We start from the raw sequence: 24,470 nt of genomic DNA, 5'->3' as shown, positions 1-24,470 counted from the left end.
CCGCGAAGGCGGGGGCCCCGCTTATCTTGCGGCATGGTGAGAGCCCGGAAAAAGGCAGCGGGGTCCCCGCCTTCGCGGGGACGACGGATAGTTCGTTGCTGGCGTGGGGTTTCACCCCTCATCCCCAACCCGCGCGGCGATGCCTTCGCGCAGGATCGAGTTCGCCAATTCGGCAAGCCCCTCCGGCGTGCCTTCGTTCGACCAGACCGCATAGCGCAGGCCGAGGAACACGTTCATCCCCATGATCGCCCAGGCATGGGCCTCGCCCAACCCCTCGCGCAGTTCCCCCTTGCGGGTGCCTTCCGCAAGCCGTTCTCGGATGCGGCGGGCGGTCGATTCGTAGTGGATGCGGAAGGCGGCGGGATCGACGAATTCGCTCTCGTCGATGATGCGGTAGATTTCCTTGTGCTCGCGGGCGAAGCGCAGGAAGGCGGTGAGGGCGGCCTGCTCGGTTTCGAGCGCGGGAAGCGGCTCGCGCAGCGCCTCGCGCGCGGCTTCGCGAACTTTGCCGCTGAGGTCGTCCACCAGCGCGCGGAAGATTTCGTCCTTGGAATCGAAGTAGGTATAGAAACTGCCGAGCGCCGTTCCCGCACGCTTGGTGATCCCGGTTATCGAGGCTTCGTGAAAGCCGTTCTCGCCGAATTCGATGGCGGCGGCGTCCAGCAGCTTGCGCAAGGTGCGCCGCCCGCGTTCCGTGCGCGGAACCTTGGCCGAAATCGCCGGCTCCCGCGCGTCTTTTCGATCCTGGGGCGCATTGTCTGTGGTCACGAAGGCACAGCTAGACCCAGATCGCGGCCATGGCAAACCTTCTATGTTGAAACATGGTTCAAGTTTCGATATCCATGGGGCAACACCATAAGAGTGTGATGGGAGTGACAGGGATGCAGAAGGTGCGTTTTCGCGGCATGGGGACCGGCAGCATGAGGGTTGGCGGCAGGGGAGTAAGCTGCCTTGCGCTGGCCATGAGCCTTGGTTTTGCCGCACCGGCTCTGGGGCAGGAGGCCGATCAGCCTGCCGCCACGGGCGACGTGAGCACCGGCGAAATCGTCGTCACCGCCCGCCGCCGCGAGGAACGCCTGGTCGAGGTGCCGATCGCCGTCACCAGCTTCAGCGGCGAGCAGCTCGCCAAGTCCGGCGCGCTCGACATCACCGATATCGCCCAGTCCACCCCGAACGTGACGCTGGAAGTCTCGCGCGGGACCAATTCCACGCTCTCGGCCTTCATTCGCGGCATCGGCCAGCAGGACCCGGTCTCGGGCTTCGAGCAGGGCGTGGGCATCTATCTCGACGACGTCTACCTCAACCGCCCGCAGGCCGCCGTGCTCGATATCTACGACGTCGAGCGCATCGAAGTTCTGCGCGGGCCGCAGGGCACGCTCTATGGCCGCAACACCATCGGCGGCGCGGTGAAGTACGTGACCCGCGAATTGCCCGACCACTTCTCGCTCAAGCTGCGCGGTACTTACGGCACTTACGACCAGGCCGACGGGGTGCTGACCGTCTCGACCCCGATCAACGACATCGTGCGCGTCGGCGGTTCGGTGGCACGCCTGTCGCGCGGGGGCTTCGGCAAGAACCTGACGACCGGCGAGGACAACTACAACAAGGATATCTGGGCCGGGCGCGGCACCGTGGAGATCGGCGGCAAGGGTCAGCCGGTGCTGATCCGCATCTCGGGCGACTATACCCGCGACAAGTCGAACACGCGCGGCGGCCATCGCCTGGTCCCCGGCATGCTCTCGGGCACGCCGGTGCTGGATGACGTGTTCGACAGCCAGGGCGGCCTCGACGATCCCCGGCAGGACGTGAAGGCCTATGGCTTTGCGATCAATGCCAGCGCCGAACTCAGCGACGCCCTGACGTTCCGCTCGATCAGTGCCTGGCGCAAGGACAAGAGCGCCTCGCCGATCGACTTCGACGCGCTGCCTGCCGTCGATGTCGACGTTCCGGCCTATTACAACAACGAGCAGGTCAGCCAGGAATTCCAGCTGCTCTACGACAACGGCAGCTGGCTCCAGGGCATGATCGGTGCCTATTACCTCGGCGCCAAGGCGGATACCGCCTTCGACGTGCGCATCTTCACCGCCGTCAACGGCCTGACCGCCTTTACCCAGGCCGATGTCGACACCAGCACCTGGGCCGTCTTCGGCGACTTCACTTTCGACTTCACCGATCAGCTCAGCCTCGCGGTCGGCGGGCGTTATACCTGGGACGAGCGCAAGGCGCAGATCCTGCGTCAGAACTACCTGGGCGGCGGATCGCCGGTGTTTGGCGGCCTCGGCGTGCCGCTCGGCGCGCCGAGCACCGACTTTTCCGGCAAGGCGGTGTTCAAGAAGTTCACCCCGCGCGCCTCGCTCAGCTTCAAGCCGACGCCGGACCACAATCTCTACGCCAGCTATTCGCAGGGCTTCAAGGGCGGCGGCTTCGATCCGCGCGGCGTCGGCGTGAACGCGCCCGCCGCGGTGCCGGGCCGCCCGACCGATGCCGAGGTCAGCGACTATCTGAGCTTCACGCCGGAATCGGTGGACAGCTACGAGGTCGGCTACAAGGGCAACCTGTTCGGCGGCGGTCTCTACGTGGCGCTGGCCGCGTTCCACATGGACTACAAGGACGTGCAGATTCCCGGCTCGGCGGGCTGCACGGTGAACGGGCTGCCGACGTTCTGCGGCGTCATCACCAATGCCGGCAAAGTGAAGATCGACGGTATCGAGTTCGAGGCCAATGCCCGCCTCGCGCAGAACCTTGCGGCTTCGGGAGACCGCCTGAACCTGTCCGGCTCGCTCGGCTACATCAATGCGCGGTACAAGGAATACATCACCCAGGTGCCGGGCGTCGGCCCGGTGGACGTGGCCGATTTCCGCAAGGTCCAGAACACCCCCAAGTGGAACGGCAGCGCGACGCTGGCCTATACCGCGCCGGTGGGCGAGGGTGACGTCTCGTTCAACACCACGGTCTCCTACCGCGGCAAGACCTACCAGTTCGAAGTCCCGAACCCCTATATCGACCAGAAGGGCTATGCCCTGCTCGATGCCAGCCTTGTCTACACCGCGCCGGGCGGGCGCTGGAGCCTAGGCGTCCACGGCAAGAACATTCTCGACAAGGAATACAAGACCTCGGGCTATACTTTCATCAGTGCCGATCCGGTGACCGGAACGATCCTGCGCAACGGCAGCGGCGGGCTGATCCCGACGCTCGGCCGCGAGGGCACGCTGACCGCGTTCTACGGCAATCCGCGCCAGGTTTTCGTCACCGGGACGCTGGAATTCTGATCACGCCGGACGGGCCTCATCCGGGGAAGGTGAGGCCCGTCATCCGGTCTCTTGCGGGCCGAAAGGACAATGCTCGCCATGGAATATCGCCTCCATCGCTACCGCAGCGCCTGCGGGAGGCTCGATCTCGCCGCGCGTGACTATCCAGCGGGAGAGGCCGGGGCGCCGGTCCTGCTGATGATGCACGGCCTCACCCGCAATTCCGCCGATTTCGAGCCGCTCGCGGCGCATCTCTCAGGGCGCTACCGGCTCATCGTACCGGACCAGCGCGGGCGGGGGCTGTCGGAATGGGACCCGGACCCGGCGCAGTACCGGCCGGACGTCTATGCGCAGGACATGCTGGCACTGCTGGACGGCCTCGGCGTCGCGCGGGCCTGCCTGATCGGCACCTCGATGGGCGGGCTGATGGCCATGGTCATGAACGCGCTGAGGCCGGACCTCGCCAGCGGCTTCGTGTTCAACGACATCGGCCCGGTGCTCGATCCCGCCGGTCTGGCGCGCATCCAGGGCTATGTCGGGCCGGGCGCGGTCATGGCTTCGTGGCGGGAGGCGGCGGCGCGGTGCCGGGCGGTCAACGCGGCGGCCTTTCCGGATTTCGGAGAGGCGGACTGGCTGGCCTTCGCGCGGCGCACCTGCCGGGAGAATGCGGATGGGACCCTGTCCTTCGCCTACGATCCGGCCATCGCGAAGAGCATTTCCGGCGATGCGCCGCAGACGGTGCCGCTCGATCTCTGGCCCTTGTGGGACCTCCTGGACGCGGCGCCGGTGCTGGTCGTGCGCGGGGCGCTGTCCGATCTCCTCTCCGCCGCGACGGTGCGGGAGATGGCCGCTCGCCATGCCGGGTTCTTCTCGGCGGTGGAGATTCCCCGCGTGGGCCATGCGCCGATCCTCGACGAATTGCCCGCCGTGGCGGCGATTTCCGCCTTCCTGAAAGAGCATATGCCGCTATCCCGGACCTGATCCGGGGCGACGAAACGGGGCGAATGGAATGCGTGACGAAAAAGTGGCCGGATCGAGATCGCCCCGGCTGGTGCTGGCGATGCTGCTGCTGGTCTATATCTTCAACTTCGTGGACCGCCAGATTCTCGCGATCCTGGCCGCGCCGATCCAGCAGGAACTGAGCCTCGACGATGCGCAGATGGGCATGCTGGGCGGTCTTGCCTTCGCGATGCTCTATTCGACGCTCGGCGTGCCGCTGGCCTGGCTGGCGGACCGCACCAGCCGCTCCTGGGTCATCACCGGCTCGCTGGTGGTCTGGAGCCTGTTCACCGCGCTCTGCGGCGCGGCCAGTGGGTTCTGGCACATCTTCCTCGCCCGGCTCGGCGTCGGGGTGGGGGAGGCGGGCGGCGTCGCCCCGTCCTATGCGGTGATCGGCGACCATTTCCCCAGCGAGCGGCGGGCTTTCGCGCTTTCGGTCTACTCGCTGGGCATTCCGCTCGGCTCGGCAGCGGGGGTACTGGCGGGCGGCTATGTCGCGGCGCGGGTGGACTGGCGCGCGGCCTTCGTCGCCGTGGGCCTCGCCGGACTGCTGATCGCGCCGCTCTTCAAGCTGGTGGTGAAGGACAAGCCCAAAGTGGCAGGGAACGGCCCGGTGACGAGCGCGCCCACGATCCGCTTCGGCGAAGTTGCGGCGCTGCTCGCCCGCAAGCGCGCGTTCTGGCTGCTGAGCTTCGGCGCCGCCTCCAGTTCGATGCTGGGCTATGGCCTCGCGTTCTGGCTGCCGAGCCTGCTTCAGCGCAGTTTCAGGCTCGATCTGGTTCAGACGTCGTGGTTCATCGGCGCGGTGCTGCTGATCGGCGGGACCGTGGGCGTGCTCATGGGCGGATTGCTGGCCGACCGCCTCGGCAAGGCCGACCGCGCCTGGTACGGCCGGGTTCCGGCGATTGCCTATGTCGTCGCCGTGCCGCTCTTCGCGGGCGGAATCTGGACTTCCAGCGTGCCGCTCGCCTTCCTGCTGTTCCTGGTGCCGCAGGCGCTCGCCTATGTCTGGCTGGGGCCGGTGACGAGCGCGGTCCAGCACCTCGTCGAGCCGCCCGCGCGGGCGACGGCCTCGGCGCTGTTCCTGCTCATCAACAACCTGATCGGCCTCGGCGGCGGCATCTATGCGCTCGGCGCCCTGTCGAAGGCACTGGCCCCGGTCTACGGCGCGGAATCGCTGCGCTACTCGATGCTGATCGGACTGGCGCTCTATCTGCTGGCCGCGCTGCTGATGAGCCTTGCCGGTCCCGCCCTGCGCCGCGAGTGGGTGAGCGAGACCTGAAATCAGCGACTTGCCCGCCCGACACCGCTTGGGCATGATGGCCGATGCGCCGGATTGCCCAAGTGGTGCCGGGCGGGAACGAAAGGGTCGGACGGCCGATGCACACTGAGAGTCCGGCCGCCGATACGCCCCGGACGGGCCTGCTGGAACGCCGCTTTGCCCTGAGCGCGCGCGGCACCGATGCCCGCACCGAGGTCCTCGCAGGCGCGACGACCTTCCTGACGATGGCCTATATCGTGCTGGTGAACCCGGCGATCCTTGGCGCGGCGGGGATGCCGGTGGCCTCGGTGGCGGCGGCGACCTGCTTCGCGGCGGCCTTTGCCTCGATCCTCATGGGCCTCGTCGCCAATACGCCGCTCGCACTGGCGCCGGGCATGGGACTGAACGCCTATTTCAGCTTCACCGTCGTCCAGCAGATGGGCGTGCCCTGGCCGGTAGCGCTGGGCTGCGTGTTCCTCTCCGGCGTGGCCTTCCTGGCGCTGACCGTTACCGGCGTGCGCCAGTTGATCGTCAACTCGATCCCGCAATATCTCTTCGCGGCGGTGGCAGGCGGGATCGGCCTGTTCATCGGCTTCGTGGGCCTCAAGAGCGCGGGCATCGTCGTGGCCGATCCCGCCACGTTCGTCGCGCTGGGCAACTTGAAGGCCCCCGGCGCCGCGCTGGCGCTGTTCGGGCTGGTGCTGATCGGCGCGCTTTCCGTGTGGAACGTGCGCGGGGCGATGCTGATCGGCATCCTCGCCACGACCGCGCTGGGCTGGCTCTGCGGCCTCGTCACCGTCCATCCCGAGCCCTATTCGCTGGACGCCCTGACCGGCACCGCCTTCAAGCTGGACCTCGCAGGCGTGTTCGGGCTTTCGGGAAGTCACGGCCTCGGCCTGTTCGAGATTCTCTTCGTGTTCCTGTTCGTCGACCTGTTCGACAATATCGGCACGCTCGTCGCCGTCACCAAGCGGGCCGGGCTGATCGACCGCGAAGGGAAAATCCCGCGCCTCAACCGCATTCTCGTGACCGACGCCGCCGCCACCATCGTCGGCTCGATGGCGGGCACCAGCACGGTGACGAGCTATGTGGAGAGCGCGGCGGGCGTGCAGGCGGGCGGGCGCACCGGCCTGACCGCGGTGGTGACCGGCCTGCTGTTCCTCGCCACCCTGTTCGTCGCGCCCTATGCCCAGATCATTCCGCTGGCGGCGACGGCCCCGGCGCTGATCGTCGTCGGCGGCCTGATGCTGCTGCCGCTGACCGAAGTGCAGTGGGAGGACCCGCTGGCGGCGATCCCCGCCTTCCTGACGGTGGCGATGATTCCCTTCACCTTCTCGATCGCCAACGGCCTCGCTTTCGGAATCACCGCCCATGCCCTGCTCAAGCTGGTGCGCGGCACGATCGAGCGGAAGGACTGGTTCCTGCTGGTGCTCGCGCTGATCTTCGTCGCGCGCTTCGTCTGGCTGTCGGGCGGTTGAGGAACAAGACTGCATGATCCACGCCTTTCGCGCCGAACTGCTCTCCGTTTCCCGCGATCCCACCGACGATCCCGATGCCGTGCGCCACGAGCCGGACGGGCTGCTCGTCGTCGAGGACGGCCTGATCGTCGCGCGCGGGACTTATGCCGAACTTGCCGGTCGATTTCCGCAGGTGCGGGTGGAAGTGCTGCCCGGCCTCGTCGTGCCCGGCTTCGTCGATGCCCATGTCCACTACCCCCAGACCGACCGCATCGCCGCCCACGGTGAACAGTTGCTCGACTGGCTGGAGCGGCACATCTTCCCCGCCGAGAAAGCCTTCGCAGACAAGGCCCACGCCGATACGGTGGCGGCCTTCTTCCTCGACGAACTGCTGCGGAACGGCACCACCAGCGCGCTCGTCTTCCCGACCGTCCACGAACAATCGGTGGACGCCCTGTTCGAGGCGGCGCTCTCGCGGGACATGCGCGTGATCTCCGGAAAAGTGCTGATGGACCTCGGCCCGGAAGGCCTGAACGACACCCCGGCCTCGGGCCGCGCCGCAAGCGAGGCGCTGATCCGCCGCTGGCGCGGTCGCGGCAGGCTCGGCTATGCGGTGACGCCGCGTTTCGCGCTCGCCTCGTCGGACGCGCAGTTGTCGGACGCCGGAGCGCTGCTGGCCGAGCATCCGGACGTGCTGATGCACACCCACCTCGCCGAAAACCGCCGCGAATGCGTCGCCGTGGCGGAGCGCTTCCCCGAGGCGGCGGACTATCTCGACGTCTACGACCGCTTCGGCCTCGTCACTCCCCGCTCGGTCTTTGCGCACGGCATCCATCTGCCGGACCGCACCTGCCAGCGCCTGCACCAGACCGGCGCGGGGATCGCGGTCTGCCCGAGTTCCAACTTCTTCCTCGGCTCCGGCTGCTTCGATTTCGCGCAGGCGCAGCGCCACGGCCTGCGCCTCGGCCTCGGCACCGATGTCGGGGCGGGGACGACGTTCTCGCTGCTGCACACCCAGGGCCTCGCCTACCAGGCCGCGCAGCTGAAGGAACTGGCGCTCGATCCCTTCCGCGCGCTCTGGCTGGCGACCGCAGGCAGCGCTGACCTCCTCCACATCGGCGACCGGGTAGGCCGCCTCGAACCGGGGCAGGAGGCCGATTTCGTGGTACTCGACACCGCCGCCACGCCGCTCCTAGCGCGCCGCACCCGCGACACCGACCTTGCGCAGCGCCTCTTCGCGTTGCAGGTGCTGGGCGACGACCGCGCGGTAGCGCGCACTTATCTGCTGGGCAAAAGCGCCTGGAACAGGAACAAGCCATGACCGACCTCGACACCTTCATCGCCGGCCTGCCCAAGGCCGAGCTTCACCTCCACATCGAAGGCAGCCTCGAACCCGAACTCATGTTCGCGCTGGCGAGGCGCAACGGCGTCTCGATCCCCTTCGCCACCGTGGAAGACGTGCGCGCGGCCTACCAGTTCTCCAATCTCCAGGACTTCCTCGACATCTACTACGCGGGCGCCAACGTGCTGCTGACCCGGCAGGACTTCCACGACCTCGCCATGGCCTATTTCGCGCGCGCCGCAGCGGACGGCGTGGTCCACGCCGAACTCATGTTCGATCCCCAGACCCATACCGATCGCGGCGTGCCGTTCTCCGAAGTGATCGAGGGCCTGCTCTCCGCCATGGCCGCCGCCCGCGCGGCACACGGCATGTCGAGCAGCCTCATCCTCTCCTTCCTGCGCCACCTCTCCGAGGAAGCAGCCTTCGCCACCCTGGCCGAAGCCGAACCCTGGCTCGACCGCATCGAGGCCGTGGGGCTGGACTCCTCCGAACTGGGCCACCCGCCCGAAAAGTTCGCCCGCGTCTTCGCCGCCGCGCGCGAAAAGGGCCTGCGCATCACCGCCCACGCCGGCGAGGAAGGCCCGCCCGAATATGTCCACCAGGCCCTCGACCTCCTCGGCGTCCACCGCATCGACCACGGCAACCGCGCCCTCGAAGACCCGGCCCTGATCGAACGGCTGGTGCGCGAGGAAATGACCCTCACCGTCTGCCCGCTCTCCAACCACAAGCTCTGCGTCGTGGACGACCTCGCCGACCACCCGATCGACGCGATGCTCGCCCAAGGCCTGAAAGCCACCGTCAATTCCGACGACCCCGCCTACTTCGGCGGCTACGTGGCCGACAACTACCGCGCCATCGCCGCCGCGCGCGGGCTGGACCGCGATGCCCTCGCCACCCTCGCACGCAACAGCTTTACGGGCTCGTTCCTGCCCGCCGAAGCGGTGGCGGAGCACCTCGGTCGCCTCGACGCCTACCTTGAGGCCCACCGCTGACCGACTGGCAGGCGGCCCTCGCGGCGAGCGGCGTCCTGACGCGGCTCGCCCGCTTCGATCCGCATATAGCGGGAACTTTCCCGCTCGGCCTCGCCGTGCCCGGAAGCGATATCGACGTGCTCTGCCACGCTCCCGACGCTGAGGTTTTCGCCGAGGCCCTGTGGGAGACCTGCCGCGACTTCGAACATTTCGCGATGTGGCAGTGGCAGAAAGCAGATCGCCCGGTGGTCGCGGCGTTCTCGGTGGCGGGCGTGCCGTTCGAAGTTTTCGGACAGGCACTGCCGGTGGAGGAGCAGTGCGGCTGGAGACACTTCGCCGTGGAAGCGCGCCTGTTGCGGCTGGGCGGTGAGGGCCTGCGCGAGGCGGTCATGACGGCGCGGCGGGCAGGGGCTAAGACCGAGCCTGCTTTCGCAGAGGTACTCGGGTTGGAGGGGGATCCCTATCAGGCGATGCTGGCCTTGGCGGGGAAAGAAGATGCCCAGTTGGGGGAGATTTTGAAGAGAAGAGGAAGTCCTGGGGGATGATCCCCCAGACCCTCGGAATGTCGACCTTGCGCGCTACCTGGCTGTCGCGCACTCCTTGCGGCGCAGCCATTAAGTCTCCCGACGCCACCATGGGCGCGCAACGGAGTTGGTCCGCGTGACCTGGACGGTAATGGGGTGCAGGGGTGTTAACCCCTGCGTCTTCCCTTAACCTTCAAACCTCAAACCTTCAGGCCAACCGCTCCGGCACCGAAAGCGCCTCTTCGACGATGCTCTCGCGCGTGCCGACCGACTCCCACGGGAACACGAACCAGCGCTTGTCGTCGGCCCGGTCGATCACGTCTGCCCAGACGTCGACTTCGACCTTGGAGCTTTTGTTGTTGATGACCACCGCGAAGCGCAGGTTGTCGTGGTTGCCGCCGCCCTGGGTGAGTTGGCTGCGGATATATTCGATGGTGCCGCCTGTGTCGTTGATGTCGTCCACGAACAGCATGCGCGTGCCTTCTGCGCTCATCGCGGCGACTTTCGCCAGCAGTTCGTCGGCGAAGCCGGGGATTTTGGCGGAGTGGTCGATCGACAGCATCGGCAGCGCAAGCTGGTGCGAGATATAGACCGCCGGAACCAGTCCACCGCGGCCCAGGCCGATGATGAAGTCGGGTTGCCAGTCGTTCTTCTGCACCTGCCGCGAGAGCTGGCGGACTTTGGCGAGGAAGTCTTCGTAGTATTCGAGAAAATGGAGCTGCGGCTCGGAAGCTTCACTCATGGTGGGCACGTCCTGAACGGGAATGTGAGGAGGAAGCGCCTCCGCTTATCGGTTTTGCCCGAAATTCGCAATTGCGCGAAGCGCCGGGGCGGATGCGTCTGAGTGCCGGTGTCGCTAAGTGGCTGAAATGGAATGGCCGAGCTGGGCGAAGCCGGTCTCGAATTCGCCTAGCACCATGGCGGCGGCGTAGGAGGGGGTTCGGGCGGTGGCGGTGCAGAGTGCCAGCGTCATGGGGCGTAGGAGCGAATCGGAGATGCGGGTGAAGGCCAGCAGGCCGCGCTGCACTTCGGTGCGGACGTCGAGCGAGGTAAGCACGCCGATGCCTGCGCCTTGCAGAACGAGGGCGGTGATCGTCTCGATATTGTCCGAGCTGGCCCGCCGGTCGAGCGTCACGCCGGTCGCGCCTTCGAGCACGGCGATCTGCTGGTGCACTCCGAGCGGAGCGGAGGGGACGATCATCGGCTCGTCGGCGCAGATCGAGAAGCGCGCGGCGGCCATTTTCGCCAGCCGGTGATCGGGCGGGGTGACGAAGCCCAGTACCACTTCAGTGAAAGCGCGGACCGAGAGTTCGCGGTAGGACTGTGGTTCGAACAGGATGCCGAAATCGACCTCGCCGTCGATCACGGCGCGGCGCACGGCGTCGTTGCCGAGCACGCGCACGCCCATGGTGATGCCCGGATAGCGCTGCTGGATCGCGTGGATCGTGGCCGGGACGTGCCCGCGCGCCAACGAATCGATCACCGCGATATCGACATGGCCGCGCTTGAGGCCGCGCAAGTCCTCCACCCGCGCGCGCAGTCCCGCGAAGTCCTGCTGCCATTGCACGCCGGAGGCCATCATCATCTCGCCGGCGGCGGTGAGGCGCAGTCCGGTCGGCAGGCGCTCGAACAGGGGGAGGCCCAGTTGCGCTTCGGCGTTGAGGATCTGCCGGTCGATCGCGGAGGCGGAGACGTTCAGCTCGTCCGCCGCGCGGCGGATCGAACCGAGGCGGCCGACGGCCAGGAAGTAGCGAAGGAAGCGAGAGAATACCGGCATGGATCGGGTGCTTTTCGGACCTGCTCTAATTTTTGCAACGCTTCGTCGAATTCATTGCGTTTGCGCGTATCGTGTCAGGACTTTACGCATTGGGCAACGCCGAAACGTGCGATGCGATACCGGACGCGATTTCTCCTCCCAACGAGGTCGCGGAAGGTTCGTTGTTGCATGGCGGCTGGGGGCGCATTGCTGCGGACGGGTGTAAAAAGGGACCCCGTTTGCAGTGGCGCCCCCGCTTGCAGGATGGGGTCCGATTACCTGGAAGCCGGGAAATCGGGGCCTGCAAGGGGGCATATTGACGGGGTTACAAGACAATATCGGACTTGCTGCACCACCCGCAAAGGGTGGGCAGCTGGATCGAATCTCGGGGTTCAGGGCCTAGGAAGGGAAAGGCTGGCGGTGACGATCTCCAGCGTCGTCGTCAGTCTTTCCTTTGCCTCTTCGGGTGCGGCTTCGAGTAGGGCCGCGCCGCGAACCAGCCCCAACCTGCGTTTCAATCCATAACCGACGATCTCGGCCGTCGCCGTCCCCGCAGGTGCCAGCGAGCGCGGCGCCACCGTCACGCCCAGACCCGCCGCGACCATGCGCATGCAGCGGTCCTCGTTCTCGCTGCGCAGTGCAAAGCGCGGGCGCACCCCGGCATCGGTGAAGAAGCGGCTGGTCCTTTGCAGCACCTCGCAGGACCGCCGCGCGATCATGATGTCTCCTGCAAGGTCCTGCGGTGCAACCGCTTCTAGACCGGCAAAGCGGTGGGTGGCGGGCATGACGAGGACGTATGGCTCCTCCAGCAGCGGATCGGCGCTGCCATCGCTCTCTCCGAGCAAAGTCAGGGCAAGCTGGATCTTCCCGCTGGCAAGCTGGCCGCGTAGCTCCCGATCGTCGCCTTCGACCAGTTCGATCCCGAAATCGCGCGAAAGTTCGCGGGCAATGCGCTCCAGCATCGGCCCGGAAATCGTCGGGATCACGCCTAGCCTGAGGCCCGGCCACTGCTCCTGCACGGGGCGCCCGAACTGGTCGGCGCGGCGAAAACCGGCTTCGAGGTCGCGGGCGATCGGCAGTAAAGCGCCGCCCGCCTCGGTCAGCCGCACATGGCGCCGGTCGCGCACGAACAGCACCGAGCCGACCAGCTTTTCCAGTTCCGCAATGCTGGTCGAGACGGTCGGTTGGGTCACATGCAGCCGCGCCGCCGCCTGCTTGAAGCTGCCGGAATCGGCGACCGCCAGAAAATGCCGGATATGCGTGCGCTTTATCATTGGAAAAATCTATTCAAAGGCCGTGCAAGTTTCAATTTGTTTGAGTCATGACCATTCGATAGTCTCCCCGGAAAGGCCGCAGGAACGCGGGCCGTGCGTTTTGGGAAGATGAGATGAAAGCCACCCCCGACTTCGATTTCGCACTGGGCGAAAGCGCCGAGATGATTCGCGAAAGCGTTGCCCGCTTCGCCGACGAACAGATCGCCCCGCTCGCCGCCCGCGTCGATGCCGAGGACTGGTTCCCGCGCGAACTCTGGCCCGCGATGGGCGAACTCGGCCTCCACGGCCTGACCGTCGAGGAAGAGTGGGGCGGCACCGGCCTCGGCTATCTGGAGCATGTGATCGCGGTGGAGGAAGTCAGCCGCGCTTCGGCCTCGGTGGGCCTCTCCTACGGCGCGCACTCCAACCTCTGCGTCAACCAGATCCGCCGCTGGGGCAATGACGCACAAAAGGCCAAGTACCTGCCGAAGCTGATCTCCGGCGAGCACGTCGGCAGCCTCGCCATGTCCGAAGTCGGCGCCGGATCGGATGTCGTCAGCATGAAGCTGCGCGCGGACGCAGTGGAGGGCGGGTTCCGGCTCAACGGCACCAAGTTCTGGATCACCAACGGCACGTATGCCGAAGTGCTGGTCGTCTACGCCAAGACCGATGCCGCAGCCGGTTCGAAAGGCATCACCGCGTTCCTGATCGAAAAGGACATGCCCGGCTTCTCGATCGGCCAGAAGATCGACAAGCTGGGCATGCGCGGCTCGCCCACGTGCGAACTGGTGTTCGACGACTGCTTCGTGCCCGCCGAAAACGTCATGGGGCCGCTCCATGGCGGCGTGAAAGTGCTGATGAGCGGCCTCGACTACGAACGCGTGGTGCTCGCCGGCCTCCAGATCGGCATCATGCAGGCCTGCCTCGACACCGTGATCCCCTACGTCCGCGAGCGCCGCCAGTTCGGCACCGCCATCGGCACGTTCCAGCTGATGCAGGCAAAAGTGGCGGACATGTACGTCGCGCTGCAATCGGCGCGGGCCTATGTCTACGCGGTCGCCCGCGCCTGCGACGCCGGGCAGACCACGCGCTTCGACGCGGCAGGCGCGATCCTGCTGGCGAGCGAGAACGCCTTCCGCGTCTCGGGCGAGGCGGTGCAGGCGCTCGGCGGCGCAGGCTATACCAGGGACTGGCCGGTGGAGCGCTATCTGCGCGACGCCAAGCTGCTCGATATCGGTGCTGGGACGAACGAGATTCGGCGGATGCTTATTGGGCGGGAGTTGATTGGGGTTTAAGGCGACGGGAAGATTCCGGGGGATGATCCCCCGGACCCTCGGAATGTCTACCTTGCGCGCTACCTATCCGTGGTGCGCTCATTGCGGCGCAGCCAATAAGTCTCCCGACGCAGCCATGGGCGCGCTACGGAGCCGGCCCGCGTGACCTAGACGGTATTGGGGTGCAGGGGTGTTAACCCCTGCTTCTTCCCTTGCCCTTCAATGCCGAAGGTTCTTCGCCGCCACCGGCTCTCCGGGGAAAATCCCCGCAATCGCCATCGCCGCGCCGAGTTTGGAGAGGGTCTCCAGCATATCGCCCACGCTGTCTTCGGAGATCACCATCTCCAGCGTGTCGCGTGTCTGCTGCGGGCCGCGGTCGCGCAGGGAGGTGATGAGTTCGAGAATCACCGCCTCGTGTTCGGAAACGTGGCTGCAGGCCATCGGGCAGAAGGCGAAAGTCTCCAGCGCGTCGCGGTTGAACAGCAGCATCGAGCGGTGGAAGGGTTGGAGGCCGCCGATCATCCGCCACTTGGCGAAAGCCGGTGCCAGGGCCTGTGCGGGGCACTGGCGGCGGGCCAGAGTCGTGACCCAGGCTCGCATGGACCAGACCAGGAAGCGGCATCCTTCGTCGAGCGAATTAAGCGGGCGATCGACATATTGATACATGCCTGTTCTCCTTGGGCTTGCACTTGAGAATGATTATCATTAGCTATGTCTACGCAGCTTGTCTTGCCCGTCAAGCCTGCACCAAGGACCTAGGGCCGGCGTTTGTCATGGGGCGCCGTCCTGCCCTTCCTGTCGACTGGGCCGGGGCGATCTCACGCTATGCGCGAGAGAGCGCCCCGGCCCACTTTTTCCTAGAAAATCCAGTGGTTTTGCCACAGTTATCCTGGGGTTTTACCGACATTGTCCACAGCCGGCGCCATTTGCGTGGTCGGTGAGGTGTGCAGATTTGCGGGCGAGATTTTCCACACGAAAAGTCGGTCGGCGAACATGCCGGAGCATGATTGCGAATCGCGGGCGATTCGAATCGGCAGAGTCCGATTCGTTCCGTTTTCGCGAATCGGCCCGGGGGGAGGGCGGCTACGGTTGCGGCGCGGCTGTGGAAAACTGCGGAGCCGGTCAGCCGCGCGCCGCGCGCACTGCCGCGCCGCCTGCAAAAGGCGCGATGGCGAGCAGGACGAGGCTGGCGGCGGCGGTCAGTGCCAGACCGCTCTCGCCCCCGGTGCCGAGGCTTCCGGCACCGAAGATCAGGATCGGTACCGCCATCGGAATGACCAGCAATCCGGCCAGCGCGGTGCCGCCGCGCAGGCCCGCGGTCAGCGCCGCCACCGTCACGCCGAGTGCGGCGAGGCCGGGCGTTCCCGCCAGCAGGCCGATCTCGACAGTGAGCAGGCTATCGCCGTCCAGCCCGAGCAGGGCGGCGGCGGGCAGGGCCGCCAGCATCAGTGGCGGGCCGAAGCTCAGCCAGTGGGCGATCACCCGCACGGCGATCACCAGTTCCTCCGAAATGCCGCGAAGGGCCCACTGGTCGAACAGGCCGAGGTCGATATCGGGCTCGACGAGCCGGTCGAGCGGCAGGATCGCGGCGAGCAGCGCGGCCACCCAGATCATCCCGCCGCCCGTCTTCGCCAGCAGCGGCGCATCGGGTCCGACCGCGAAGGGGTAGAGCATCGCCACGCAGAGGAAGAACAGGATCGGCAGCAGCGCGCCGCCGCCCCGTCCGCCAAGCAGCAGGCGCGCAAGGTCGCGCTTGAGCAGGGGGAGGACCCGTCCGCTCATGCCGCGAACTCCGCAAGCGGGAGCGTCTGCATGCCGGGTAGTCTAAAGGGTTGGTGCGAGGCGATCAGGGCAATGCCGCCGCGCACGCAGTGCTCGGCGGCGAGTGTTTCGGTGAGGGTGACGGCATGAGTGTCGAGGCCGTTGAGCGGCTCGTCTAGCAGCCAGATTTCCGCCCGCTGTCCAAGCAGGCGGGCGAGGGCGGCGCGTTTCTTCTGTCCGGTCGAGAGATAGCGCACCGGAACGTCGAGCAGGCTTTCGAGGCCGAGCCGGGCGAGTTGGTGTTCGTCGTCGCCGCCGTCGATCTGCCGCCAGAACGCCAGCGCGCCGCCCAGCGTCAGCGCCGGATCGAGCGCCGGGCGTTCGTCGACGAGGCCGATCGCGCCTTCGCTCGCGACGGTTCCGGCGAAGGCGGGAGCCAGCCTGGCGACGATCCGCAGCAGGCTCGATTTGCCGATGCCGTTGCTGCCGGTGATCTGGAGCGCCTGACCCGCCGCCAGCCGCGCCGAGACGCCGCGAAACAGCAGTCTGTCGCCGCGGCGGCAGGCGAGATCGTCGATGGCGATGGAGGCCCCTTGCATGGGGTCACGCGATAGTGGAAAGCCGCGCAGGTGCCAAGTTGGCCGCCGCTTCACGGAGTTACGCCATGTCGATAGCCCGCCTTACCGATGCCGAGCGCGAGGAAGCGCTTGCCGCGCTGCCTGGCTGGGACTTGCGCGAGGACGGTCTCGCCGTGGTTCGCAAGCTGAAGTTCGCGGACTTCAACGCAGCTTTCGGCTTCATGACCCGCGTGGCGATCCAGGCTGAGAAAGTCGATCACCATCCTGAGTGGTTCAACGTCTACAACCGCGTGGAGATCACGCTGACCACGCACGACGCAGGCGGCCTCAGCCGCCGCGACGTGGACATGGCCCTTTTCATAAACGCCATCGCCCCCTGAACGCCCGCGCTTTCAGAGCGCGGGGTTGTTGTAGCAGTGCCAGGTGAAGATCGCGGCGGCGCCGCGATGGGGGCGCCAGGCTTCGGCCAGTTCGCGCGCTTCCTTTTCGCTTGGCCGCGCTACCAGCCCCATGATCTTGTGCAGCCCGGCCTGCACGGCAAGGTCACCGGCAGGCCAGATGTCCGTCCGGCCTTCCGCAAACAGCAGATAGACTTCTGCCGACCACCGGCCGATGCCCTTGATCTGCACGAGCTGGGCAATCGCCTCCTCGTCGTCTTCGGGGAGATTTTCCAGGTCGAGCGTCCCGGCGGAGACCAGTTCGCAGAGGCTGCGGGCATAGCCCTGCTTCTGGCGTGACAGTCCGCAGGCGCGCAGCGCCTCGAAATCGGCGGCCAGTACGGCTTCCGGTGCGATCCCTTCGCCAAGCAGGTCTTCCAGCCGCTTCCACACGGCGGAGGCTGCTGCCACCGAGACCTGCTGGCCGACGATCGTGCGCAGCAGGGTGGCATATCCGGTCGGCCTTATGCGCGGTTCGGGATAGCCCGCGGCATCCAGAGCGCGGGCGATGGACGGCTCTTTCGCGGCGATGGCGTCGAGGCCCAGTTTCAGTGCGTCAGCGCTCAAGCCCATATGTCGATTACCTTGCAAAAGGAGGTGCCAGCCATTAGCAGCCGGCGTCAAAAGCCATGACAAGCATGTTGTCCTGCATGCACTATGACCAAGGGGATCGACGAGAATGCCGCAGATCATCGTCATCAATCAATCGGGCGAAGAATCCACCGTAGAGGCCGTCGAAGGCCGCACCCTGATGGAAACGATCCGCGACGGCGGTTTCGACGAGCTTCTGGCCCTCTGCGGCGGCTGCTGCTCCTGCGCGACCTGCCACGTACATATCGATCCGGCCTTCGTCGACAAGCTTCCCGCAATGAGCGAGGACGAGAACGACCTGCTCGACAGCTCCGACCACCGCAACGAATTCTCGCGCCTGTCGTGCCAGGTGCCGGTGACCGCCGCGCTCGAAGGCTGCAAGGTCACGATCGCCGCGGAAGACTGAAAAAGCCGGCGATTTTCGCCCCCTGACGGGCTACGAACGGCGGGCTTCTGCGCTTCCGGTGCTCACGTACTTAAGTACGCTGCGCGCCGGTTCTCGAAGCCCACCACTCTCGCTCCGCCATGGAACGAAACTCACCGACTTTTTGCGTTTGCCCGCTTTCAGGGCGTTCCATGCACATGGAACTTCGGGCTCCCGGTGAAGCAAAAATCCCGTTTTGAAGGATAAACGCGCAAATCATTTGCGCCTTTCCGCCGGACTTCCTACCTGTGCGGCCATGACTGCACCCATTCCCCAGCGCGCCACTCTCGACCTCATCGGAAACACCCCGCTCGTCCTGCTCAAGGGACCGAGCGAAGCCGCGGGCTGCGAGATCTGGGGCAAGTGCGAATTCGCGAATCCCGGCGCCTCGGTGAAAGACCGCGCCGCCCTCTGGATCGTGCGCGATGCCGAGGCGAAGGGCCTGCTCCAGCCCGGCGGCACCATCGTCGAGGGCACGGCGGGCAATACCGGCATCGGCATTGCGCTCGTCGCCAATGCGCTGGGCTACAAGACGATCATCGTCATGCCCGAGACCCAGTCGCGCGAGAAGATGGACACGCTGCGCGCGCTCGGCGCCGAGCTGGTGCTGGTTCCGGCCGCGCCGTTCTCGAACCCCGGCCACTTCGTCCACACCTCGCGCCGCCTTGCCGAAGAGACGCCGGGCGCGATCTGGGCCAACCAGTTCGACAATATCGCCAACCGCAAGGCCCATATCGAAAGCACCGCGCCGGAAATCTGGCAGCAGATGGAAGGCCGCATCGACGGCTTTACCTGTGCAGCGGGCACCGGCGGCACGATCGCGGGAACCGGAATGGGCCTCAAGGCCTTCGATGAGGCCATCACGATCGCGCTCACCGATCCGCACGGCGCTGCGCTCTACAACTACTACGCGAACGGCGAACTCAAGGCCGAGGGCAATTCGGTGGCCGAGGGCATCGGGCAGGGCCGCATCACCGCCAATCTCGAAGGCGCGCCGATCGACACCCAGTTCCGCATCTCGGACGAGGAAGGCCTTGAATGGGTGCGCCGCCTGCTGTCGGAAGAGGGGCTTTGCCTCGGCCTGTCCTCGGGCATCAATGTCGCGGGTGCGGTCGCGCTGGGCCGCAAGCTGGTGGCCGAAGGCAAGAGCGACGCGCGCGTGGCGACGATCCTGTGCGACACCGGATTCCGCTACCTTTCGTCGTTGTACAATCCGGAATGGTTGAAGTCGAAGAATCTGCCCGTCTTCCCCTGGCTGCAATCCTGAGGTAAACGGTCTGTCGATGGCAGGACACATTCCGCCTAAAATGGTCGAGCAGATCACCACTCCGCAGCACTTCGTGCCGCCGACGGGTCGTGAGCTGCGATCTCAGGCCGTTCACAGGTTGCAGGTAGGGCTGTTCGGCCTCTGTGCCATGCTCCTGATCGTGGGGCTCGCGAACATCATCAACGATCGCACGCGGTTGATCGATACCGCCGATCCGATCCAGCAGGTCGTCGCGGTGGATGCCAAGCCGAAGAAGGCCGCCAGCGATCCGCTCGCGGATATCGGCGTGGTGCCCGCATCCGATCCCAGCCCGACCCCGGCACCGACCACGGCGACAGACGCGGAAGCGAGCGGCGCTGCCGTTCAGTAAGCTGCGCAAGGCTCTGCTGCTGGCGAGTGCCCTTACGCTCGCCGGTTGTGGCGATTCGCAGCCGTCCTCTAGCCGCAACCGCGAGATCGGCCTCTACACCAGCCTGCCGATCGTCTGGGGAGAGAGCGGCGACATCCGCGAACTGCTGGAGAAGGAGCGCCCCCGGCACTGGGCGCTCGCGGTCCTGTCGGCCGCCGGGACGCTGCGCCCGCTCGACACGGTGACGGATCGGCTTCCCCGCGACGCCCTGCTGGTGCTCGCCCAGCCGCGCCCGCTTTCGCCGCAGGAGAACGTCGCGCTGGACCGCTGGGTGCGGGCAGGGGGCAGGGTGCTGATCTTCGCTGACCCGCTACTGACTGCGCCGACCCGTTATGCCCTGGGCGATCCGCGCAGGCCGCAGGACACCGTGCTGCTCTCGCCGATCCTCGCGCGCTGGGGCTTGCGGCTGGAATTCGACGAAGCCCAGCCTGCCGGTGAGCGTCTGGTCGAGACCGCGCTCGGGCCGATTCCGGTGAACCTCGCCGGACGTTTCCGCCTTTCGGGATTTTCGGGGAAGGACGGGACGGGCGGGGATCGCATCACCGATCCGGGAAAATCCGGGATCATGGGGACGAGCGGGGATGCCCCCGGTCGCTGCCATCTGGAGGCTGAGGGCCTTTTGGCCCAGTGTGCGGTCGAAAAGGGGCGGATTTTCGCTATTTCCGATGCCGCCGTGCTCGAAGAATCGGACGATCCCGCTTCGCTTGCCCTGCGGCGAAAAGTCCTCTCGGCGCTGATAGGCTGGGCCGAAACCGGGGATTGAGCGGGGAAGTATGGCATTGGGCTTCGATTACGGGAAAACCCGTTAGAAATCAGATATTTTTGTAGTTTAGCAGCGATTAACCCACTCGCCTGCGGGACGACCCGTGCCGAAAATCCGAAGAAATCCGCCGATTTATTCCCGCTGATCCCCACATTTCCCTTTAATCCCCAAAATTCCCGTTATAAAAGCAATGTCAATCGGAATGGCTGAGTCTCGTCGTGCCCTCTTCACAGGGTGCGGACCTCATCGCGCGACTGCGCGGCGGGGCGGGGTTCTCTCATGCCCGAGAAGCGAGCTTTAGGGGCGAAACAGGGAATCATGGCTGGGCAGCCATTCATCTACAACGGACAGGGCTTCTCGCTGCTACGCGACAAGAACCGTTTCGTGCTGCCCAATGCATTTCGCGGCACCGTGCGCGAATCGAGCGGCAAGGACCTGCTCTGCCTGACCACCCATGACCGTTGGCCCTGCCTTGTCGGCTTCGGTCTCTCTCGCATCCAGGACTTCGAGCAGGAAATCCGCGAACAGCAGGAAATGGCCGTTCGCGCAGGCAAGGACTTCGACGCGGAAAAGCGCGCGAGCGACATCTACGCCTCCTACGAAGTGCCGTTCGACGGCAGCGGCCGTTTCGTCCTGCCCGAGGACCTGGCCGCGCTCGCCAATGTCACCGACCAGCTCTACTTCCGCGGCAACGGCCGCTTCTTCACGGTGTGGAGCCCGGAAAACCTCAACGAAATGGACGATGGCTGGAAGGCGGCGCAGACCGCCTGTCGCAGCCTGGCGGCCAAGGAACTTCAGAAAGCGTCGAAGAAATGAGCGCCTCTCGCACCATACCCGAGGGCGTTCCCCACGTTCCGGTGCTCCTTGAGGAGGTCGTCGCCGCCCTGAACCCCCAGGGCGGCGACGTCATCGTCGATGGCACCCTCGGCGCGGGCGGCTATACCCGCCGCCTGCTCGACGCGGGCGCGACCGTGCACGCCTTCGACCGCGATCCCGACGCCATTGCCGCGATCGAGGCGAACCGCGCGAAGTGGCCGGAACTGGACACGGTTCCGCCCCGCCTCGTGCTGCATGCCCGCCGCTTCTCGGAAATGGTCGCGGGGCTTGAGGAAGTCGGCGTCGCGCATGTCGATGGCGTCGTCATGGATATCGGCGTCTCCTCGATGCAGCTCGACCAGGCCGAGCGCGGCTTCGCTTTCGGCGCCGACGGTCCGCTCGACATGCGGATGAGCCAGGCGGGCATGTCCGCCGCCGATTTCGTGAACGAGGCCGACGAGGCCCAGATCGCCGACGTGCTCTACCTCTACGGCGAAGAACGCCAGTCGCGCCGGGTGGCCCGCGCGATCGTCGCGGCGCGTCCGATCGAGACGACCGGCGAACTCGCCCGCGTGGTCCGCAAGGCCGTGGGTTATAATCCGAATTACAAAGGAGCTGCCGCGCCGAAGGATCCGGCGACGCGCAGCTTCCAGGCAATCCGTATCCATGTGAACGGAGAGCTGGACGAACTCGATGCCGGGATGGAAGGGGCCGAAACCCTGCTGCGCGCCGGGGGGCGGCTGGCGGTGGTGACCTTCCATAGTCTCGAGGACCGCAAGGTGAAGCGCTTCCTGCGCGACGCCGCCGGGCAGGCCCAGACCACTTCGCGGCACTTGCCGCAAGTGGGTTCGGGTCTGCAGGCGACGTTCGAACAGGTGGCCAAGGCCGTGCGGCCGGGGGAGGCGGAACTCACCGCCAATCCCCGCTCCCGATCCGCAACCCTGCGCGCCGCCGTGCGAACGCAAGCCCCCCCAAGAACAGCGGCCCACGATGGCCGTAAAGACCCCAGGAGTGCCCCATGAACCTCACTCGCGATCGCGTCCATTCGATTGGATGGATTTCCGTGCTGCTGGTCTGCGGGGCGCTGACGATCGGCCTCACCTTGCGCGTCAACGCGGTGAAGAGTCAGGTCCACGATACCGAGAAGCGGATCGTCTGGGTGCAGCAGGACATCAACTTCCTGGAAACCGAGTTCCAGACCCGCTCCAACCAGCAGGCGCTGAAGGAACTCAACGACGTCGAGTTCGGCTACAAGGCGCCGACCGCGGGCCAGTACATCGAGGGCGAGCGCCAGCTTGCCGCGCTGGGTATGCCGGTGGGGCCGGGCGCCCCGGCGCCGATCCGCTATGCCAATGCCGACAAGACCGGCGAGGACGGCGCGGCCGACAATGGCGGCCTGCTGGCGATGGTCTCGCCGGTAAGCGGCGCTGCCGCCGCCTCGCAGCCTGAACCCAAGGGTGCGGGCGGCAAGAATCGCGATCCCGAGCGCGACCAGATGGCCCGCGACGCCGCGGCGCTCGGCAGCCGTCTCGCGCGGATCGAAGTGGCGGAGGCCGCCCAGCAGTGAACGCTCCGGCCTTCCCGATCGGAGCGGTCCCCACCACGGTCTCGACCGGCAGGCGCAAGCTTTTCAACGTCCGGCAGCAGTCGCTGCTGACGGCGAAGATGCGCACCTTGTGGATTCTGGGGGTGTTCACGCTCATCGGGATGCTGGCGTTCTTCCGCATCGTCTACCTCGGCGTGACCGGCCCTTCGGTGCGCGGCGGCGACCTCTCGGACCTCTTGGTGCCCCAGCGCGGCGAGATCGTCGATCGTAACGGCGTGCCGCTGGCGCGCGAGTTCCGTACTTATTCGCTGTGGTTCAACCCCAAGGCGATGAGCGAAGGCTCGTCGCTGATCCACACGCCCGCCGAAGTCGCCGACGGTCTGATCCGCATCTTCCCCGATCTCGACCGCGCCGAACTGATCGCCAAGCTTTCCTCGGACAAGCCCGGCTATCTGCGCAAGTCGATCCTGCCCGAGGATGCCAACAAGGTCCACGCGCTGGGTGAACCGGCGCTGGAATACCCGCAGGAAGCCACGCGCTTCTATCCGCAAGGCTCGATGGCGGCCTCGGTGCTCGGCTATGTCGATACTTTCGGCAAGGGCCAGGTCGGCATGGAGCAGGCCTTCGACAAGCAGCTCACCAGCCCCGAGGGCCGCGCGCAGCCCGCGACGCTCTCGATCGACTTCCGCGTGCAGAGCGCGCTGGAAGACGAACTCGGCAAGGGCATGGCGCTGAGCAAGGCCAAGGGCGCGGCGGGCGTCATCCTCGACGTCGATACCGGCGAAATCCTTGCGCTGGCATCGCTGCCCTCGTTCGATCCCAACCACGTCCAGCCCAGCGACCTCGTGATCACCGAGGAGCAGGCCAAGGCGGGCGACGTGCCGCGCGGCTTCAACCGGGTGACCAACCAGGTCTACGAACTCGGCTCGACCTTCAAGCCGATCACCGTCGCTGCCGCGCTCGATGCAGGGGTCATCACCGATCTGCGCCGCCGCTGGCCGGCCACGCCGGTCCATGTCGGCAAGTTCACGATCCACGACCTGCACAACTACGGCTCCTCGCTGAACGTGCTGGAAACGCTGATCCATTCGTCGAACACCGTCACCGCGCACATCGCCGACGAACTCGGCGGCGAACGCCTCAAGAAGACCATGGAATCGCTGGCGATGAACCAGCGGCCCTATGTCGAACTGCCTGCGCGCGGCTTCCCGCTCTGGCCGCGCGGCGAATGGCCGCGCCTGCGCACGATGACGGTCGCCTATGGCCACGGCATCGCGGTGACGCCGCTGCACCTTGCCTCTGCTTACGCATCGCTCGTCAACGGCGGCATCTGGCGTCCGGCGACGCTGAAGAAGCTGGAGCCGTCCGAGGTCCCCGCCGGACGCCGCGTCTTCACCGCCGCGACCAGCGCCCGCATGCGCCAGCTGCTGCGCATGATCGTGTCCTACGGCACCGGCCGCAAGGCCGATGCGCCGGGCTTCCGCGTCGGCGGCAAGACCGGCTCGGCCGAAAAGCCCGGCGTCGGCGGCTATCGCAAGCATTCGCTGGTGGCGACTTTCGCCGCCGCCTTCCCGATGGACCGCCCGCGCTATGTCGTCATCGCCATGATGGACGAGCCGCAGGGCACCGAGGCGACCTCGTTCCAGCGTACCGCCGCGTGGAACTCGGCCCCGGTGATCCAGCGCGTCGTCCCGCGCATCGGCCCGCTGCTCGGCGTGATGCCCGACGAGACCCGCGACATCGACATTTCCGACCTCAAGCCGCTGATCCCGGCCGGAACCGCTGAAGAGTGA

The 24,470-nt window shown here is 66.4% G+C and carries 25 protein-coding genes; 17 read left to right on the top strand and 8 right to left on the bottom strand.

The window, feature by feature from the left end; all coding sequences use genetic code 11:
* Positions 1-111: 111 nt before the first annotated feature.
* The gene (locus tag ACZ1II_RS19740) at positions 112-768 is read right to left on the bottom strand and encodes a TetR/AcrR family transcriptional regulator (RefSeq protein WP_465145280.1); all 657 of its coding nucleotides are present in this window, start codon (positions 766-768) and stop codon (positions 112-114) included.
* 152 nt (positions 769-920) lie between these two features.
* Here ACZ1II_RS19740 and ACZ1II_RS19735 point away from each other — a divergent pair, with 152 nt between their 5' ends.
* The 7 genes from ACZ1II_RS19735 to ACZ1II_RS19705 all read left to right on the top strand — a co-directional run bounded on the left by ACZ1II_RS19735 (position 921) and on the right by ACZ1II_RS19705 (position 9,823).
* Positions 921-3,269 carry a TonB-dependent receptor gene (locus ACZ1II_RS19735; RefSeq protein ID WP_465147347.1) on the top strand — a complete coding sequence of 783 codons (2,349 nt, stop codon included), beginning with the start codon at positions 921-923 and terminating at the stop codon, positions 3,267-3,269.
* Positions 3,270-3,347: 78 nt separating this feature from the next.
* Positions 3,348-4,229: an alpha/beta fold hydrolase gene (locus ACZ1II_RS19730; RefSeq protein WP_465145279.1), complete on the top strand. Its 882-nt coding sequence runs from the start codon at positions 3,348-3,350 to the stop codon at positions 4,227-4,229.
* Positions 4,230-4,257: 28 nt separating this feature from the next.
* Positions 4,258-5,529 carry a spinster family MFS transporter gene (locus tag ACZ1II_RS19725; RefSeq protein ID WP_465145278.1) on the top strand — a complete coding sequence of 424 codons (1,272 nt, stop codon included), beginning with the start codon at positions 4,258-4,260 and terminating at the stop codon, positions 5,527-5,529.
* 98 nt (positions 5,530-5,627) lie between these two features.
* On the top strand, positions 5,628-6,986 hold the full coding sequence (locus tag ACZ1II_RS19720) for an NCS2 family permease (RefSeq protein WP_465145277.1): 1,359 nt from the start codon (positions 5,628-5,630) through the stop codon (positions 6,984-6,986).
* A gap of 13 nt (positions 6,987-6,999) precedes the next feature.
* Positions 7,000-8,286, top strand: a complete 1,287-nt coding sequence (guaD, locus tag ACZ1II_RS19715) for a guanine deaminase (protein ID WP_465145276.1) — start codon at positions 7,000-7,002, stop codon at positions 8,284-8,286.
* Complete coding sequence (locus ACZ1II_RS19710; protein ID WP_465145275.1) at positions 8,283-9,299, top strand: adenosine deaminase; 1,017 nt, start codon at positions 8,283-8,285, stop codon at positions 9,297-9,299. The genes guaD and ACZ1II_RS19710 overlap by 4 nt, the downstream gene beginning before the upstream one ends.
* On the top strand, positions 9,296-9,823 hold the full coding sequence (locus tag ACZ1II_RS19705; RefSeq protein WP_465147346.1) for a DUF4269 domain-containing protein: 528 nt from the start codon (positions 9,296-9,298) through the stop codon (positions 9,821-9,823). Before ACZ1II_RS19710 ends, ACZ1II_RS19705 begins: the two co-directional genes overlap by 4 nt.
* A gap of 187 nt (positions 9,824-10,010) precedes the next feature.
* Here the strand turns inward: ACZ1II_RS19705 and ACZ1II_RS19700 are convergent, their stop codons facing one another.
* The 3 genes from ACZ1II_RS19700 to ACZ1II_RS19690 form a co-directional block, all read right to left on the bottom strand.
* Positions 10,011-10,544 carry a phosphoribosyltransferase gene (locus ACZ1II_RS19700; protein WP_465145274.1) on the bottom strand — a complete coding sequence of 178 codons (534 nt, stop codon included), beginning with the start codon at positions 10,542-10,544 and terminating at the stop codon, positions 10,011-10,013.
* A 114-nt stretch (positions 10,545-10,658) separates the two neighbouring features.
* The gene (locus ACZ1II_RS19695; protein WP_465145273.1) at positions 10,659-11,579 is read right to left on the bottom strand and encodes a LysR family transcriptional regulator; all 921 of its coding nucleotides are present in this window, start codon (positions 11,577-11,579) and stop codon (positions 10,659-10,661) included.
* A 371-nt stretch (positions 11,580-11,950) separates the two neighbouring features.
* A complete protein-coding gene (locus tag ACZ1II_RS19690; RefSeq protein WP_465145272.1) occupies positions 11,951-12,832 on the bottom strand; it encodes a LysR family transcriptional regulator in 882 nt (293 codons plus the stop codon).
* A 113-nt stretch (positions 12,833-12,945) separates the two neighbouring features.
* On the opposite strand from ACZ1II_RS19690, the gene ACZ1II_RS19685 reads away from it, so the two are divergent.
* Complete coding sequence (locus tag ACZ1II_RS19685) at positions 12,946-14,106, top strand: isovaleryl-CoA dehydrogenase (RefSeq protein WP_465145271.1); 1,161 nt, start codon at positions 12,946-12,948, stop codon at positions 14,104-14,106.
* Positions 14,107-14,304: 198 nt separating this feature from the next.
* On the opposite strand, the gene ACZ1II_RS19680 is transcribed toward ACZ1II_RS19685, so the two are convergent.
* The 3 genes from ACZ1II_RS19680 to ccmA all read right to left on the bottom strand — a co-directional run bounded on the left by ACZ1II_RS19680 (position 14,305) and on the right by ccmA (position 16,445).
* The gene (locus tag ACZ1II_RS19680; RefSeq protein WP_465145270.1) at positions 14,305-14,751 is read right to left on the bottom strand and encodes a hypothetical protein; all 447 of its coding nucleotides are present in this window, start codon (positions 14,749-14,751) and stop codon (positions 14,305-14,307) included.
* A 456-nt stretch (positions 14,752-15,207) separates the two neighbouring features.
* Positions 15,208-15,867: a heme exporter protein CcmB gene (locus tag ACZ1II_RS19675; protein WP_465145269.1), complete on the bottom strand. Its 660-nt coding sequence runs from the start codon at positions 15,865-15,867 to the stop codon at positions 15,208-15,210.
* Positions 15,864-16,445, bottom strand: coding sequence for a heme ABC exporter ATP-binding protein CcmA (gene ccmA, locus ACZ1II_RS19670; RefSeq protein ID WP_465145268.1), 582 nt, complete (start codon positions 16,443-16,445; stop codon positions 15,864-15,866). The genes ACZ1II_RS19675 and ccmA overlap by 4 nt, the downstream gene beginning before the upstream one ends.
* 65 nt (positions 16,446-16,510) lie before the next feature.
* Between ccmA and ACZ1II_RS19665 the strand changes: the two genes are divergently transcribed.
* Positions 16,511-16,804 (top strand): 4a-hydroxytetrahydrobiopterin dehydratase, encoded by a 294-nt coding sequence (locus ACZ1II_RS19665; protein WP_465145267.1) that lies wholly within the window; start codon positions 16,511-16,513, stop codon positions 16,802-16,804.
* A 12-nt stretch (positions 16,805-16,816) separates the two neighbouring features.
* Here the strand turns inward: ACZ1II_RS19665 and ACZ1II_RS19660 are convergent, their stop codons facing one another.
* Complete coding sequence (locus ACZ1II_RS19660) at positions 16,817-17,434, bottom strand: DNA-3-methyladenine glycosylase family protein (RefSeq protein WP_465145266.1); 618 nt, start codon at positions 17,432-17,434, stop codon at positions 16,817-16,819.
* Between the two features lie 106 nt (positions 17,435-17,540).
* On the opposite strand from ACZ1II_RS19660, the gene ACZ1II_RS19655 reads away from it, so the two are divergent.
* The 8 genes from ACZ1II_RS19655 to ACZ1II_RS19620 all read left to right on the top strand — a co-directional run bounded on the left by ACZ1II_RS19655 (position 17,541) and on the right by ACZ1II_RS19620 (position 24,470).
* Positions 17,541-17,858, top strand: coding sequence for a 2Fe-2S iron-sulfur cluster-binding protein (locus ACZ1II_RS19655; RefSeq protein ID WP_147218822.1), 318 nt, complete (start codon positions 17,541-17,543; stop codon positions 17,856-17,858).
* A gap of 274 nt (positions 17,859-18,132) precedes the next feature.
* Complete coding sequence (locus ACZ1II_RS19650; protein ID WP_465145265.1) at positions 18,133-19,143, top strand: cysteine synthase A; 1,011 nt, start codon at positions 18,133-18,135, stop codon at positions 19,141-19,143.
* Positions 19,144-19,159: 16 nt separating this feature from the next.
* The gene (locus ACZ1II_RS19645; protein WP_465145264.1) at positions 19,160-19,513 is read left to right on the top strand and encodes a hypothetical protein; all 354 of its coding nucleotides are present in this window, start codon (positions 19,160-19,162) and stop codon (positions 19,511-19,513) included.
* Entirely contained in the window at positions 19,410-20,315 is a 906-nt protein-coding gene (locus ACZ1II_RS19640) for a DUF4350 domain-containing protein (protein WP_465147345.1), read from the top strand. The genes ACZ1II_RS19645 and ACZ1II_RS19640 overlap by 104 nt, the downstream gene beginning before the upstream one ends.
* 318 nt (positions 20,316-20,633) lie before the next feature.
* Complete coding sequence (locus ACZ1II_RS19635; protein WP_465145263.1) at positions 20,634-21,131, top strand: division/cell wall cluster transcriptional repressor MraZ; 498 nt, start codon at positions 20,634-20,636, stop codon at positions 21,129-21,131.
* On the top strand, positions 21,128-22,153 hold the full coding sequence (rsmH, locus tag ACZ1II_RS19630) for a 16S rRNA (cytosine(1402)-N(4))-methyltransferase RsmH (RefSeq protein ID WP_465145262.1): 1,026 nt from the start codon (positions 21,128-21,130) through the stop codon (positions 22,151-22,153). Before ACZ1II_RS19635 ends, rsmH begins: the two co-directional genes overlap by 4 nt.
* Complete coding sequence (locus ACZ1II_RS19625) at positions 22,150-22,698, top strand: hypothetical protein (protein ID WP_465145261.1); 549 nt, start codon at positions 22,150-22,152, stop codon at positions 22,696-22,698. Before rsmH ends, ACZ1II_RS19625 begins: the two co-directional genes overlap by 4 nt.
* Positions 22,695-24,470 carry a peptidoglycan D,D-transpeptidase FtsI family protein gene (locus tag ACZ1II_RS19620; protein WP_465145260.1) on the top strand — a complete coding sequence of 592 codons (1,776 nt, stop codon included), beginning with the start codon at positions 22,695-22,697 and terminating at the stop codon, positions 24,468-24,470. The genes ACZ1II_RS19625 and ACZ1II_RS19620 overlap by 4 nt, the downstream gene beginning before the upstream one ends.

This window comes from Novosphingobium sp. BL-S-20, from assembly GCF_055521635.1.
This window is presented reverse-complemented; position numbering and strand designations above follow the sequence as displayed.